General features: G+C 67.2%; 9 protein-coding genes and 1 pseudogene. 9 read left to right on the top strand and 1 reads right to left on the bottom strand.

Annotated features, from left to right (window positions below; genetic code table 11):
- The first annotated feature begins 1,074 nt into the window (after positions 1 to 1,074).
- Together GNX95_RS17235 and GNX95_RS17230 are read left to right on the top strand one after the other, a co-directional pair.
- Positions 1,075 to 1,800, top strand: coding sequence for a hypothetical protein (locus GNX95_RS17235; protein WP_163508428.1), 726 nt, complete (start codon positions 1,075 to 1,077; stop codon positions 1,798 to 1,800).
- 315 nt (positions 1,801 to 2,115) lie between these two features.
- Positions 2,116 to 2,358, top strand: a pseudogene (locus tag GNX95_RS17230) (IS5 family transposase); the annotation flags it as partial.
- Here GNX95_RS17230 and GNX95_RS17225 read toward each other — a convergent pair.
- Positions 2,355 to 4,037 (bottom strand): serine/threonine-protein kinase, encoded by a 1,683-nt coding sequence (locus GNX95_RS17225; RefSeq protein ID WP_163508427.1) that lies wholly within the window; start codon positions 4,035 to 4,037, stop codon positions 2,355 to 2,357. The pseudogene GNX95_RS17230 and the gene GNX95_RS17225 overlap by 4 nt on opposite strands.
- Before the next feature lie 94 nt (positions 4,038 to 4,131).
- Between GNX95_RS17225 and GNX95_RS17220 the strand changes: the two genes are divergently transcribed.
- From GNX95_RS17220 to GNX95_RS17190, 7 genes are all read left to right on the top strand, one after another.
- On the top strand, positions 4,132 to 5,295 hold the full coding sequence (locus tag GNX95_RS17220; RefSeq protein WP_163508426.1) for an aminoglycoside phosphotransferase family protein: 1,164 nt from the start codon (positions 4,132 to 4,134) through the stop codon (positions 5,293 to 5,295).
- Positions 5,296 to 5,329: 34 nt separating this feature from the next.
- Positions 5,330 to 5,527 carry a hypothetical protein gene (locus tag GNX95_RS17215; protein WP_163508425.1) on the top strand — a complete coding sequence of 66 codons (198 nt, stop codon included), beginning with the start codon at positions 5,330 to 5,332 and terminating at the stop codon, positions 5,525 to 5,527.
- A gap of 216 nt (positions 5,528 to 5,743) precedes the next feature.
- Positions 5,744 to 8,968, top strand: a complete 3,225-nt coding sequence (locus GNX95_RS17210) for an AfsR/SARP family transcriptional regulator (protein ID WP_163508424.1) — start codon at positions 5,744 to 5,746, stop codon at positions 8,966 to 8,968.
- Positions 8,969 to 9,042: 74 nt separating this feature from the next.
- On the top strand, positions 9,043 to 9,822 hold the full coding sequence (locus tag GNX95_RS17205; RefSeq protein WP_163508423.1) for an AfsR/SARP family transcriptional regulator: 780 nt from the start codon (positions 9,043 to 9,045) through the stop codon (positions 9,820 to 9,822).
- Between the two features lie 66 nt (positions 9,823 to 9,888).
- A complete protein-coding gene (locus GNX95_RS17200; RefSeq protein ID WP_163508422.1) occupies positions 9,889 to 11,076 on the top strand; it encodes a mandelate racemase/muconate lactonizing enzyme family protein in 1,188 nt (395 codons plus the stop codon).
- On the top strand, positions 11,073 to 12,530 hold the full coding sequence (locus GNX95_RS17195; protein ID WP_222853723.1) for an APC family permease: 1,458 nt from the start codon (positions 11,073 to 11,075) through the stop codon (positions 12,528 to 12,530). Before GNX95_RS17200 ends, GNX95_RS17195 begins: the two co-directional genes overlap by 4 nt.
- 564 nt (positions 12,531 to 13,094) lie before the next feature.
- Positions 13,095 to 14,321 (top strand): HNH endonuclease signature motif containing protein, encoded by a 1,227-nt coding sequence (locus tag GNX95_RS17190; RefSeq protein ID WP_163508421.1) that lies wholly within the window; start codon positions 13,095 to 13,097, stop codon positions 14,319 to 14,321.
- Positions 14,322 to 14,327 lie beyond the last annotated feature (6 nt).

Below are 14,327 nucleotides of genomic sequence, written 5' to 3'. Positions count from 1 at the left end.
CAGGCGAAAACCACCACGTCGCGAACGCAACAAAATGACGACGCAGCCACCCAACGCACCAAACAGAAAACAGGAGGGTTCCCCGCTTTTGTTTACACCATTTTAACAGCACCGCGATCTTCGTTTCCAAACACCGAGTCGTCCCGATCCCGCTGCGACGGGCGACGCTGCACCACCTGTAGTAACCCGCCCGGGACACCCCGAGCATCCGGCACATACAGTCCACCGGAAACGCTTTCTCGTAGGCCTGATTCGCGCTGATTCGAACTTCACCTGTTTCCCTTCGCGAACCAGGCCGCCGCTTTTTTCAGGAAAGCGTTATCCATCTGCAACTGAGCATTCTCCCTACGGAGCTTCTCCAGCTCCACACGCTCAGAAACCGACAACTCCTTCTCCGACACCGACTAGTCTTGCAAAAATCATGAAGGATCCGTCAGAGATGCCTGCCGGCGATCGTGGTCGTTGCAATGTTCGCGCCGGATTCTAACGTTCGAATTGCTCAACAAGCGCCACGCTGCTACCGGTCAATCTGCAGGTCGTCGATTCGCTCACGTCTGCGGGTGCCCGGAAACGCACACCGTGCAACTGGCCGGTCAGTGACAAATCTCCTCGTGGCGCCGCGCGCCGCCTGGCCGAGATCTGACCGCCGGCAGCAACTCAATGCGTGAACCCAAAGGTCACGCGACTCGTCGCCACCATGACCAGCCTGCTTTTCTCCGCTGATCGACCGGGCGAGGCGTGCTCTCGCACTGGCACGCCGAAAGCCAACTTTCGGTCAGCCTACAGACGTGTCCCTAGCGGGCGTTTCATGCCCCTCGCCCGGATTTCGGCACGTTGGCTGGCCGTCTTAGGATACCGTGTGGTTGCCGGAATGAAGGCTTTCGGCTCAGGTCACTGGCCGGCACCTGCCGAGCGAATGAGCTGATGGTATGGAAGGAGGAGTCGCGTCTCTGGGACAGTCAGCCCGCCAGTGCGATCCGTGAACCTCATCTAACGGTCTGGCTTCCCGCCGCGGTCGCGGAAGGGAGACCGTACTCGCCCGCTGTTCAGGTCACAATGTGGAGATTGAATGTCATGACCAACGGTACAGATGTTTGTTGTCATCCTATGCGTTTCGGGAACTGGCTGCTGATCACGCTCGCCGCGATTGCCGGACTCGGGTTGGTGAGCGCTTGCGGGCCAGCGGCATCGAACTCGGGCCGGAAGCCATCATCGTTCGTTCCCAGTGCTTCGCCCGCCTCGCGGCTGCCGTCAGAGAATCTGTGCGATCTGCTAGGGCAGGGTTACATCGACTCGATCGCCCCAGGCCTTCCGCTGGGCAGCCCAGATGTCCCGAAAGCGTCACCGTATCCGTCGGTTACCGACCCGACGCTCAATGTAAATTCGACCGGGTGCAAGATCTCGACGTCAGAAACTCCCAGCAGCAGCAACCAGTACCTATCACTCCTGACAATAGAGATCGGTTTCGGTCGATACGGCGACGGCGCCGACTGCAAAGCGGAAGATTGTGCCCGAGCATCCGGTAAAGTGTTCGTGGACACGAATCATACGATCAACGCTGCCGACCAGGCGATGCCCGTTTCTGACCTGGGTGACTGGGCCATTGAGGTCGTCGGCGTCCGAGCCGCTCAGCAGGACGGAACTTCTGAGATTGTTCTCGCGGCAGCACGGCGTGGCGATATCGTCAACATCGCCTACCGTGCCTTTTACCGGTATCCACTAGATGGGCCCAACAAACCGTCGCGCTCGGACCTGCCGGCGCAGCAGATAGCAGCACACATACTTTCCGTCATCCGATGACCCTAGCCTCGATCCGTGGACCGGGGCGGTTCGTGGCGGCGGGTGGAATGAGGAAAGTGTGCTCTGACCTGCGTTGATCGGGTTTGTCTAAGCCTCGATCCACGGATCGAGGCTAAACGGGACTGGACCGGCTACATCGCACTCCGCACGAGACGCCCGAGTGTCGCCGGTGTCCTGACGGTGGTGATGTTCGTCGATCACGCGCGGCCGCTGGAACGCCGGCACCGCGCTCCTCACCCAACCAGAAAGGTGGCATGAAGTATGAACTGCTGCGTGCCGGCGTGGTGATGCTCAGCGGCGTGGCCGACCTGGCTGCGCAGCGACCAAATCAAGCGCCACAAAGCTAACGGATCAGCAGGCGGACGACCGCCGGCTTTCGATCCCAAAGCCGACGCCCGGCGAAACACCGTCGAACGCGGCTCTAACCGCCTCAAGCAATGGCGCGCTATCGCCACCCGCTTCGACAAATACGCCATGACCTACCTCAGCGGCGTACTCCTGGCATGCGCGGTCGTCCACATCCGCCGCAAGTCACGAGGATTGAGAGACACGCCCTAGCCGAACGTCGTGTGGCCGAGGATTTCGATGAAAAACCAGCCGTAGTCATCCGAAGCCGGATTGGCCATCGAGAAGATGTACAGGTCCTGGTCGCGTTGGCGTACGAGCGCCATCACGCGACGCCGCACGCCGTTGTCGTCCCAGGTGTAACTCCACTGGGCGGCAGGCGCGGAGTCGCCGGAAAACTCGTTGACTGCTTTGAAAACGACCTCGTGATAGCCGGCCAGGTTGGCCTGCGCGTATTTCCGCTCGATCCGCAGCCGCTCGATCGGCACGGCGAGGTGGGGGCCTTCCTCGGCTCGGAGCTTGAGCACCACGTCCAGCGAGTCAGGCGGCGACAGGCCTGGCCCCCACCGGTCGTCCCGCGACTCGCCGACCAGTTTCCAACCGACCGGAATCTGCGCGACCGCGCGGCCGAACGTGGCGATCTCGCCGAGCTCGACGGTGCCGTCCGGCGTTTGGACCTTGACGAAACCTTCGCTCGGTTTCGTCAACGGCCGGCCGGCCGCGATGCCGTTGTAGAACGGCTTTCGGCTCAGCTGGAGATACGCGAAAGTGCCGCCGACAGCGACCAGAACCACCGCGACGGCCGCGGCGACCAACAGCAAAATCCGGCGCCGGCCGCGTTTTGGCGTGACAGAAGGCAAAGGCGGCGGTACGTCCGGAACGGCCGCCGCGATAGGCGCGGACACCGTATCCACTGCGACCGAATCCGGCGGCACAGCTGGCGATTCGGCAACAGCCGGCTCAGCGACAGGAGGCTCAGAGACAGGCGGTGCTTCCGCAGGCCGCGTTTCGACAGGCGGTTCTCCGACAGGCGGAGCAGCGGGCGGTGGTCCGGACAAATCACCGGTCGTCGGCGCGGCGGCGATCTCCACCACGCTTCGCAACGCGTCCTCGACTTCCTCGGCGGACGGCCGCGAAGCCGGGTCCTTGTCCAGCAACCCGGCCAGAATCGGCCGCAGTGGACCGGCTTTGTCAAAGGCGTCCGGCGGATCGTTCAGCACCGCCGCCAGGGTCGCCAACTGGCCGGTACGTTCAAACGGCGCACGCCCCTCGACGGCCGCATAAAGCGTGCCACCCAAGGAAAACAGGTCGCTCGCCGGTCCCGGCGCGTCACCGCGTACGCGCTCGGGCGCCATGTACTGCGGCGAGCCGATCATCGTGCCGGTCGCGGTCATCGAGGCCTGGTCCATCTCGTACGCGATGCCGAAGTCGGTCAGCGCGACGCTGTCGTCGTCCTCGACGAGTACGTTGGCCGGCTTGACATCGCGATGGATGACACCGGCCCGGTGCGCGGCTCGCAGAGCGCCGAGCAGGCTCAGCCCGATCGCCGCGACGCGCTCCGGCGCCAGCGCGCCGGTGGACAGGATCAGGTCCTCCAGGCTGCGGCCGTCGATCAGCTCCATGACGATCCACGGATGGTCGTCGGCGGTGAGTACGTCGTGGACGCGCACGATCGCCGGATGCCGCAGCCGAGCGCCGAGCCGCGCCTCACGCAGCATCCGGGTGGTCATGTCGGCCTTCGCCCGTTCGGACATGCCAAACGGCACCAGCACCTCTTTGAGCGCCACCTCGCGGTCGAGCGTCCGGTCGTAGGCACGCCAGACCCGACCCATGCCACCCTGTCCGATCGCCGTCCTGATCAGGTAACGATCGGCGACCAACCGCTCAGCCACCGGCCCAGGGTAGAGCCAGCACGGCACCTCGCGGTTGCCCTAAGGTGCAGGAAAAAGCGTTGCCGCGACGGCCCACCGGACCGATCCTGGCGCGATGGACAAGCGAACGGTGCGCGCGTACGTGAGCCATCGCGGCGACTTCGCCGGCATGGCCGGACCGGTGCCGGTGGCCGAGCCGTGGTGGAGCGAGACGCGGTCGGTCACCGCGGCACTGGACGAGCTCACACGCGCGCGCACGGTCGTCGTTCGCATCATCGACGCGCCGAAAGGCCGCTCGATGCACGGCGGCGAGGTCACCTACCACGTGGAGGCGCTGACATGGCCGCACAACCTCGACACAACGCCGCGACCGGAGTGGGACGACGTCGTGCGGCCGCATCCTCTGCGTACGCCGTGGGCCACCGTGGCCGGCGTCCACGACCTGCTCGCCTGGGCCACCGACGGTGTGGAGCTGACCGAGCCGCCGATCCAGGTCAAAAGCTGGAACCTTTCCTGTGTCTTCCACCTGCACACAACCACCGGCCAGCTGTGGGCCAAGGCGACACCGGCGTTCGGCAACTCCGAGGCGGCGATCATCGAGTCGGTCGCCGGCCACGACCCCGACCTGGTCCCACGGATCCGCAAGGCCGACGTCGACCGGCACCGTACGCTGCTGGAACACCTCCCCGGCGAAGACTGCTTCACGGTCTCGACGGAGATCGCCTGCGAGGTCGTACGCCGCTGGGTCGCCGTACAGGCGAAGATCACCGACCCCGCGCTGCCACGGCCGGATCCGCTGCGAAACGCGCCGGATGAGCTGCTCGAGCACCTGCCACGGCTGATCGAGGAGGTCGACGCGGCCGGCCTGCCGACCACGCTCGTCCACGGCGACTTCCATCCCGGCAACTGGCGGTCGGACGGGGTGCACCACGCGATCCTGGACTGGGCCGACAGCTACGCCGGCAATCCGGCCTCCGACATCCTCCGGCTGACCGGCTGGCTGCCCGAGGCACAGCGCGAGCCGGTGCTGGCGGCGTGGGCCGAGGCCTGGCGTACGCACCGGCCCGGTTGCGAGCCACTGCGCGCGCTGGCCGGCATGCGGGTCATCGGCCACGTCGTCGCGGCCGGCACGTACCAACGTTTCCTGGACAACATCGAGCCGGCCGAACGCGGTTACCACGACGGCGATCCGGCGCAACAGCTGAGGCTGGCACTGGAAAATCTCGGTTGGTACGTCCAGAAGGCGGGGACCGAAAGGGCAGACCCGGGCCGCGGATAGAGCCTGCGGGCCCACCGCCGTTTTACCGTTCGGCATGCAGACCTTCGTGGTGCGCGTCTGGGTGCCCGGTGAGCCTGGCGATGCGGTCGACCGGCCGATCCCGGCAGAGGTGCACGGCGTGGTGGAGCACGTACGGTCCGGCCGGATCGGCACCTTCTGCGACGACGAGGAACTGCTCGGCTTCATCCACGACTGCATCCGGCTCGACCCGCGTCCGCCGGAGCCCGCGTAGGGCCGAAGGTCAGCGAAAGACCGACCGATCAGCGAACGTCACTCAGCCGAACGGTCCGAGACAACGTCCATACGGACATACGTAGCACGTAGCCGGCAGGAACATACGTACCTTCCCCGATGCTCCGAAGGTGGTCCAACCAGCACCCTGTTAGTCGGCCGCATCTCGGGTCCAGACCAATTCGAGGCGGCCATCGACCGACGGATGGATGGACGTGTGACCGGTTCGTTGCAGGTGGTGAAGACGGCGACGCGCGGCGGCCCCGGCTGGGTCGACCGTCCGTCGCTGGTGCGCCGGCTGGCCGAGGTGACCGACCGGCGGCTGACGATCCTGGTCGCCGACGCCGGCTATGGCAAGACCTCACTGCTGACCAGCTGGGCCGGCCGGGTCCCGCACTGCCGCTACGCGCTGAGCCGCAAGGACGCCGTCCTCGCCACCTTCGTCCACAACCTGTCCGAGCAGCTGCTCACCCCGGTCCCCGGCCTCGACCAGCCGATCGACGACATCGCCGCCGCGCTGCTCGGTCCGCTGTCCCGGCAGTCCGACGACCTCGTGCTGATCCTCGACGACCTGCACGAGCTGCCGGCCGACGGCGACGCCGCGCGGCTGGTCGAGGCGATCTGCCGGTACGCGCCGGCCAGCCTGCACGTCGTGCTGTCCTCGCGGCACCAGCCACCGTTCTCGGTCGAGCGGCAGCGCGGTCGCGGCGAGCTGCTGGAGCTGGACGGCCTCGCGCTGGCCTTCACCGCCGCCGAGACGCACGCTCTGCTGTCCACCGCGCTCGGCGAGCCCGCGGCCGACGACCTGGCCGACCGGCTGCAGGCGGTCACCGGCGGCTGGCCGGCCGCGACCGTACTCGCCGCGCGGTGGCTGGCGGACCGCTCCGCGGAGACGCGCGCCGACGAGATCGACCGGCTCGGCCATCCCGGCGGTCCGCTGTTCGGCTATGTGTCCGACGAGGTCTTCCGCGGCCAGCCCGACGACGTCGCCGAGTTCGTACGGCGCCTCGCACCCCTGCGTAAGGTCACCGCCGACCTCTGCTCGAGCGTCGGCCTCGTCCTCGGCGGCGACCACCTCGACCGGCTGGCGCGCGCCGGCGCGTTGTTGTGGCGGCAGGACGACGGCACCTTCGCGGTCAGTCCGCTCGCGCGCGACGCCGTACGCGCGACCGCGCCGCTGCCCGCCGAGGAGTGGTCGATCCTGCACCAGCAGGCCGCCGCCTGGTATCTGCGCAACGACGACACCAAAGAGGCGCTGCGGTGCGTACGCGCGTTGGGTGACCAGGCCATGACGGCCTCGTTCATCTGCGAAAACGCGTCGCGGCTGCTGCATGGCGGCGCGGCGACCGTCATCCTGGAGGCCTTCGGCCAGCTGCCGCCGTGGGCCCGTACGGCCGACACCGCGCGCGTCGAAGGCCAGGCGCGCTTCTGCCTCGGCGACTGGAGCGGCGCGCTGCGCTGCTTCTATCGCGGCATCGACATCGCCGGCGCGGTCGAGCCGCGGTTCGGTTGGCGGCTGGCCGCGCTCTATCACTTCCTCGGCGAGCCAAACCGCGCGCTGGCGATCTGCGAGCAGGTGACCGCGGTCGGTACGGCCGGCCCGGCGAGTGCGGACGAGGCGCTGGTGCTGGCGTGGACCGCGTACTCGCACTGGGTCCGCAACGAGCATCCGGCCAGTCGCGACATCGCAGCGCGCGCGTTGCGAGTGGCGCAGGCTTCCGGCAACCCAGGTGCGCTGGCCGACTCGTACAGCGTGATGGGGTTGCTCAACGGCATCGACACCGACGCGCACCACGAGGCGGCGATCGAGGCCGCCGCGCTGAGCAACAACGCGATGCACATGATCTTCGCGCACACCAACTACGCGCGGACGCTGATCACCCGCGGCGACATACGGCCTGGCTTGGCGCAGCTCGACGTGGCGGTGTCGTCGGCGGAGCGCAGCCGCGACCGCAACATGGTGCTCTTCACGCACTGCCACCGCGGCACCGCCAAGCTCGCGCTCGGCCGGCTCGACGAGGCCGCCGCCGACTTCCAGGCGGCGCGCGCCGGCTATCAACGCGGTGGTCCCGGCGCGAGCGCGCGGCCGCTGGTCGGTCTCGGCGAGGTCTATCGCGAGCACGGCGACCTGGCGCTCGCCGCCGCCGCGTACCAGGAGGCGGCCGACATCGCCGCCGAGTCCGGTGACCAGGAGCTGCACGGCGTCGCGCTGACCGGCCTGGCGCAGGTGCGGCTGGCCGACGACCCGGAGGCCGCGGCGTCGCTGGCCGAGCAGGCGGTCGCGGCGTCCGAGGGCTCGGTGCGCGTACGCGCACAGATCGTCGCCGGATGGGTGGCGCTGTCCCGGGGGGATCGGCGACGCCTGTCCGAGGCGGTCGCCGCGGCCAGCGCCGGTGTCGGCATCGGCGCTGACCGCGGCGGACTCGCGCGGCTGCTGGAGCTGCGGGCCGCCGCGCTCGCCGACCAGCCGGCCGAGCAGCTGCGGCTGCTGCACCAGGCCGCCGACATCTGGGCCGCGACCGGCCAGCTGATCGGCGCGGCACGCGTCGGTGTCGCGGTCGCGCGGCTGACCGAGGCGCCGGCGCCGGTCCTGGAGGCGGCGACCGCGGCTTTGCGGCAGTACGGCGTGCATCCGGCCGCCGAGGCCGCGGCCGGCCTGCTGCGCTTCGTACCGATCCCGGCGCCGAACTCACTGGAGGTGCGTACGCTCGGCGGCTTCGGCCTGCTGCGCGACGGCCAGCTGGTTGGTGCGGAGGAATGGCGGTCGAAGAAAGCGCGCGACCTGTTCAAGCTGTTGGTGGCGCGGCGCGGCCGGCCGACTCCGCGTGAGTCGCTGATGGACATTCTGTGGCCGGACGACGATCCGACCCGGTGCGCCAACCGGCTTTCCGTTGCGCTGTCGACGATCCGTACGGTGCTCGACCCCGACCGGCGATATCCGCCAGACCATTTCGTCGGCACCGACAAATACGCGATCGAGTTGCGCAACCTGGCCGTCGACGTCGAGGTTTTCCTTGCCATCGCGGCGAAGGCGCAGACCGAGTACGAGCGGCGCAGCGCCGACGCACCGCGTGCGCTGGCCCTGGCCGAGGCCACCTACAGCGGCGATTTCCTTGAGGAAGACCCGTATCAGGACTGGGCCGTGCCACTGCGCGAGGAAGCGAAAGCGCGCTATCTCGAGCTCGTACGCCTGCTGGCCGGTCTCGCCGAAAACGCCGGCGAATACGACCGCGCGGCGCGTTATCGCTTGCGTGCCTTGGAAAGGGACACCTTCGACGAGGAAGCGCACCTCGGCCTGATCGGCGCCCTGGTGGCCGCCGGCCGGCATGGCGAGGCCAAGCGGCGCTATGAGATCTATCGCGGCCAGATGGCCGAGATCGGCATCGAGCCGGCACCGTTCCCGCGCCGCAACACGCTCCGGATCGCCGCCGTACGCAGCTAGTACTACTAGTCCTCAGTGGAATTACGTGGTGGCACGGATGATAAGTACCCCGTACGGGGACCAGAATTCTCACCATGACAGATGTATCGACCCACCGGACCAACGGTGTTCCTGGTGCCACGCCATACATCCGCACCATGGGGGCCTTCGAGGTCGTGCGCGACCAGACATCCGCGCAATGGCCGTCGAGGAAAGCACGTGACCTGCTCAAGCTGCTGGTCGCCAGGCGCGGTCGCCCGACCGCGCGTGAGCTGCTGATGGACAACCTGTGGCCGGATGACGACCCGGGCCGGTGCGGCAACCGCCTTTCCGTCGCACTGTCCACCATCCGCACGGCGCTGGACCCGTATCGCCGGTATTCACCCGATCATTTCGTCAGCACCGACAAATATGTCGTGATGTTGGCCAACGTCACCATCGACGTCGAGGTTTTCCTTGCCGCCGCACGCGAAGCGCAGCTGCGGTACGAACGTGACGAGCCAGACGCGATGACCGCGCTGGCGTTGGCGGAGGCGGCGTACGCCGGTGAATTCCTGGCCGAGGATCCCCGCCAGGAGTGGGCCGTGTCGCTGCGCGAGCTGGCGCGCGCGAGCTATCTCGACCTGGTCCGCACGCTCGCCTCCGCATCGGCTCGGTCGGCTGACTACGAACGCGCGCAGACCTACCAGTTGCTGGCGCTGGAACGCGATCCGTTCGACGAGCAGGCGCATCTTGGCCTGATCACGGCGCTCTCGCGTACCGGTAAGCACGATCGCGCGAGGCGGCAATATCGCGACTATCAGCGCCAGATGAACCGTATCGGCATCGAGCCGGTCCCGTTTCCGGCGGATCGTCAGCTTTCGCCGGCCTGCTGAGGGGCTTGACAAAGCGCTGGCGGATGGCTTTGGTCAGGTGGGGATCGCCGGACCGAGGGACGCCAGGTGAAAATCGTCGCCATCGAAACGCTGAGACCGGACGTGCAGTCAAACCTGTGTTTTCTCCGGCTGCACACCGACGACGGCCTGACCGGTCTCGGTGAGTCGTTCTTCGGCTCGGCGGCGGTCGAGGCGTACGTCCACGACGCGATCGCGCCAGTGCTGCTCGGCATTGCCGACCCGGCACCGCAACGGATGGCCGCGACGTTGGCGCCGTACGTCGGATTCCAGGGCGGTGGCGTGGAAACGCGCGCCAACGGCGCGGTCGACATCGCTTTGTGGGACCTACTTGGCAAACAGACCGGCAGGAGCATCGCGCAGCTGCTCGGCGGACCGGTACGCGACAGCATCCGCACATACAACACCTGCGCCGGCGCACGTTACGTGAGCACGACAAGCCGGCAGAACTCGGAAAACTGGGGTCTTCCCGGCGAGGACCGCGGACGTTACGAGGACCTGGACGCCTTCCTGCACCGGCCGGCCGAGCTGGCTCGCGAGCTGCTGGACGAAGGCATCACCGGCATGAAGATCTGGCCGTTCGACACCGCAGCCGAGGCCAACAACGGTGTCGACATCGACACTGCCGGCCTGGCCGCCGGGATCGGTGTGGTCGAGGCGATCCGCGCCGAGGTCGGCTTCCAGCTGGACGTCATGATCGAGCTGCACGGTCTGTGGAACCGCCACGCGGCAACGAAAATCGCGCGCGCACTGGCCGACCTGCGACCGTACTGGATCGAGGACCCGCTGCGGCCGGACGCGGCCGGCGGACTCGCCGCGCTGCGCGACGACATCGACATTCCCATCGCCACCGGCGAAACCTGCATCGGCCGGCGCGGATTCCTGCCGCTGCTGCAAAACGGCGGCGTCGACGTCGTCACCGTCGACATCGGCTGGACCGGCGGCATCACCGAGGCGGTCAAGATCGCCAGCCTCGCCGACGTTTACACCGTACCGATCGCGCCGCACGACTGCACCGGACCGGTGTCGCTGGCGGTCGCCGTGCAGGTCGTCACCAGTCAGCCCAACGGCCTCATCCAGGAGACCGCGCGGTCGTTCGTCCGCACCTGGTATGGCGAGCTGGCCACCGGATTTCCGGAACTTACCGGCGACACCGTAACCGTGCCGACGGCGCCCGGCCACGGCGTCAGCCTGCGCGACGACATCGTCGCCTCGACGCGGAGGAGCCAGCTGTGACCGGCCTGCGGCGCACGTTGTCGGTGTGGCAGGCGATCGGCCTGTCGGTGGCGCTGATGGCGCCGAGCATGGCGGCCAACATCAATCCGCAGCAAACCGCAGGCGCGGCCGGCCGTGCCGTACCGCTGGCGTTTTTCCTGTCCGCGCTCGGTGTCCTGCTGGTGGCGTACGGTTTCGTACGGCTGTGTCAGCATTATCAGCACGCCGGCTCGGTTTATGCCTTTGTCGGCGCGACTCTCGGACCGCGCGCCGGCGTGGTGTCCGGGGTCGGCCTGCTCGGCACGTACACCTTCTACGCGGTCGTCACGTCGTCGGCGACCGGCAATCTCGGCACCGCTTTCCTGACCGAGGTGGGCATCTGGCCAAATCCGCCGGCGTGGGCTCCGTTCGTCCTCACCGCGATCGCGCTGGCCGGCTGCTGGTGGCTCGCGGTCGTTCCCGCGCGCCGCGGCACCAGTGTCCTGCTCGCGGTGGAAGGCGTGACCGTCGCACTCATCCTGCTGATCACCGCGATCATCGCGGTCCGGCTGATCGGCGGCACCGCTCCCGGCGGCCAGCGTTTCACCTTCGAGGTCTTCACTTTCACCGCCGACACCGGACTTTCCGGCGTGTTCCTCGGCGCGGTCTTCGGTTTCCTGTCCTTCGCCGGTTTCGAGGCGGCGGCCACGCTCGGCGAGGAAACCCGGCGTCCGCGCCGCGACATCTCCCGCGCGATCCTCGGCACGGCGATCTTCGGCGGCGCGTACTTCGTCGTCGTCACCGCCGTCGAGATGATGGCCTTCGGCACAGATGCCGCCGGAGTGAAGAAGTTCAGCGAGTCCGGCTCGCTGCTCGGCGATCTCGGCACCGGCTATGTCGGCGCGTGGGCCGGTGACCTGATCAGCCTCGGCGCCACCATCAGCGCCTTCGGCTGTTGCCTCGCCTGCGTGGTCGGCGGCTCGCGAATGCTGTTCGCGATCGGCCGCGACGTCGCCGGAGATCGCGGCATCGGCAAGGTCGGCCGCACCGGTACGCCGGCGTACGCGACCGCCGCCGTCGTGCTCGCGGCCGCCGCCTTCGTCGCCATCTGCACGGTTTTCTTCGGCGCCACGACGAAAGACACCTTCGCCTGGTCCGGCACCATCGGCACGCTGATCCTGCTGGTCGTCTATCTGCTGACCACCATCGGTGCGATCTGGCTGGTTTTCGTACGACGCAAGATGTCCGTGCCCGCGTGGCAGATCGTCTTTCCGATCGGCGCGATCGCATTGCTCGGCTACACCATCTATGTCAACATCATCCCCTACCCCACGTCCGGTCCGGCGCGTTGGTTTCCGGTTGTCGCAGGCGGCATTCTGCTGATCGCGGTGATCTGGGTCCTCGCCGCGCCCGGCCTGACCAGCCGCCTCGGCGCCCGCCTGACCGACCTCGACACGACCGAGCCTCTTAGGAATCCCGAAGCAGATCCGCGGTGATCCGGGCAAGACGCTCGGCGGCACCGGGGCCGAACGGCTTCCCGCATTGCCGCATGACCGTGTCGGGGTCATAGGCACGCGCAAACTGTAGGTCGTCCCACCGTATTCCGGCGAGATCGCCGCCCGGGCCTGCCAGCGAAAACTCGCTTCGAAGCCCCTGAGGTCACGAACCGGTTGGCTCGGTAATGCCGAGCGCCGAGCACGAACGTATCCACGATCGGGTGCGTCGCCGTGAGCCGGTCGATCACGCGTCGACTCTCCGCGACCAGGCTGAGGTTGGCTCGGAAGAGCTCGACCCGCGCCTCGGCATCCATGCCGGCGGCCGCCTCCACGACCGCTTGTCCTTTGACTTCGTTGGTTGCGAAGCCGTTGTGTTGCGTTAAGGAGGTGGTTGTTTCGTCTTTTTGGTGCGGCATGTGGGTGGTTGCGTTTGGGGAACGAAGACCTTACCTCAGGGAGAGAGGGGAAGGGGTGTTGGTGTGCGGCTTGGGTGCGGGGGGTTTTGGTTGATTTTCAAGGGAAGTTGCGGCCCATTGTGTGCGGATCGTGGGGTACAATGGTGGCATGGACGGTAGCACGGGGGTTATTGGGGATCCGCGGTTCGCGTTGGATTTTTCGGATGCGCCGCCGGACGCGGACACCGTTCGGGTTCTGCGGGAGCTCGATCTAGGCGCTGCGAACAGGTACGAGTGCCTTGCCATAATGGAGGTGACGAACCGGTTGATCGCGGCAATGCAGGGGATGCAGCTTGCCGCGATGGGGCGGTTTATTACCCAGTACGATCCGCTGGCGCGGCGGTACGCGGCGGCGGAAGTCGCCTCGGCGTTGAAATGGACCACCAGAGCGGCGGCCAGCAGGTTGGAGTGGGGTGAACATCTGACCACCACGTTGCCGCGTACGCTGGCGGCGCTCTGCGCCGGCATCATTGATATCGCCAAGGCGCGGACCATGGTCGAGCAGACCGAGATCATCGACCCGGACATCGCCAGCCAGGTTGAGGACACCGTGATTCCAGAGGCGGAGAACCGGAACTACCGGTGGTTCCGCGACACCGTCAAGCGCACCATCGCCACCCTCGACCCGGAAGGCTCCGAGCAGCGCCGCCAGGAAAAGAAGCGCCAGCGGCGGGTGGAGAAGGAAGACGCTGAGGATGGGATGGCGTGGCTGAGCGCGTTGCTGCCGGCCGAGAAGACCGAGGCGATCTACCAGCTCATCAACAAAATCGCACACAGCCAGAAAACAGCCGACGACCCGCGTTCGATGGACGAGATCCGCGCCGACGTGCTCGCTGACCGCGTCCTCGGCGACCCCAGTAACGTGAAAATCCGGATCGATGTCAAGGTCAACGCCACCACGATGATGGGCTTGGACAACGAGCCAGGTCAGATTGTGGGCCACGGGCCGATTACGGCCGATCATGCGCGGGAGCTGGGCATTCAGCCCGGCAGCGAATGGTTCCGCCTCTGGACCGACGGCCCGACCGACACGGTCCTGGACTACGGCCGCCTCAAATACAAGCCCAACCCCGCGCTCGCCGACTACGTCAGAGCCAACACCCCAACCTGCATCTTCCCAAGCTGCAACCGGCCAGCAATGTCCTGCGAGCTCGACCACACCGTGCCATTCCCGGAAGGCCCCACCTCGGCCGACAATCTCAAGCCGCTGTGCAAGTTCCACCATGACTGCAAAACCCACCACGGCTGGGATGTCACCCAGGTGACGCCCGGCACGTACGTCTGGACCTCACCACTCGGCCGCATGTACATCGTCACTCCGGAAACGAAGTCCTAGGGCGTG

This window comes from Fodinicola acaciae (genome assembly GCF_010993745.1).
Classification (GTDB): domain Bacteria; phylum Actinomycetota; class Actinomycetes; order Mycobacteriales; family HKI-0501; genus Fodinicola; species Fodinicola acaciae.
This window is presented reverse-complemented; position numbering and strand designations above follow the sequence as displayed.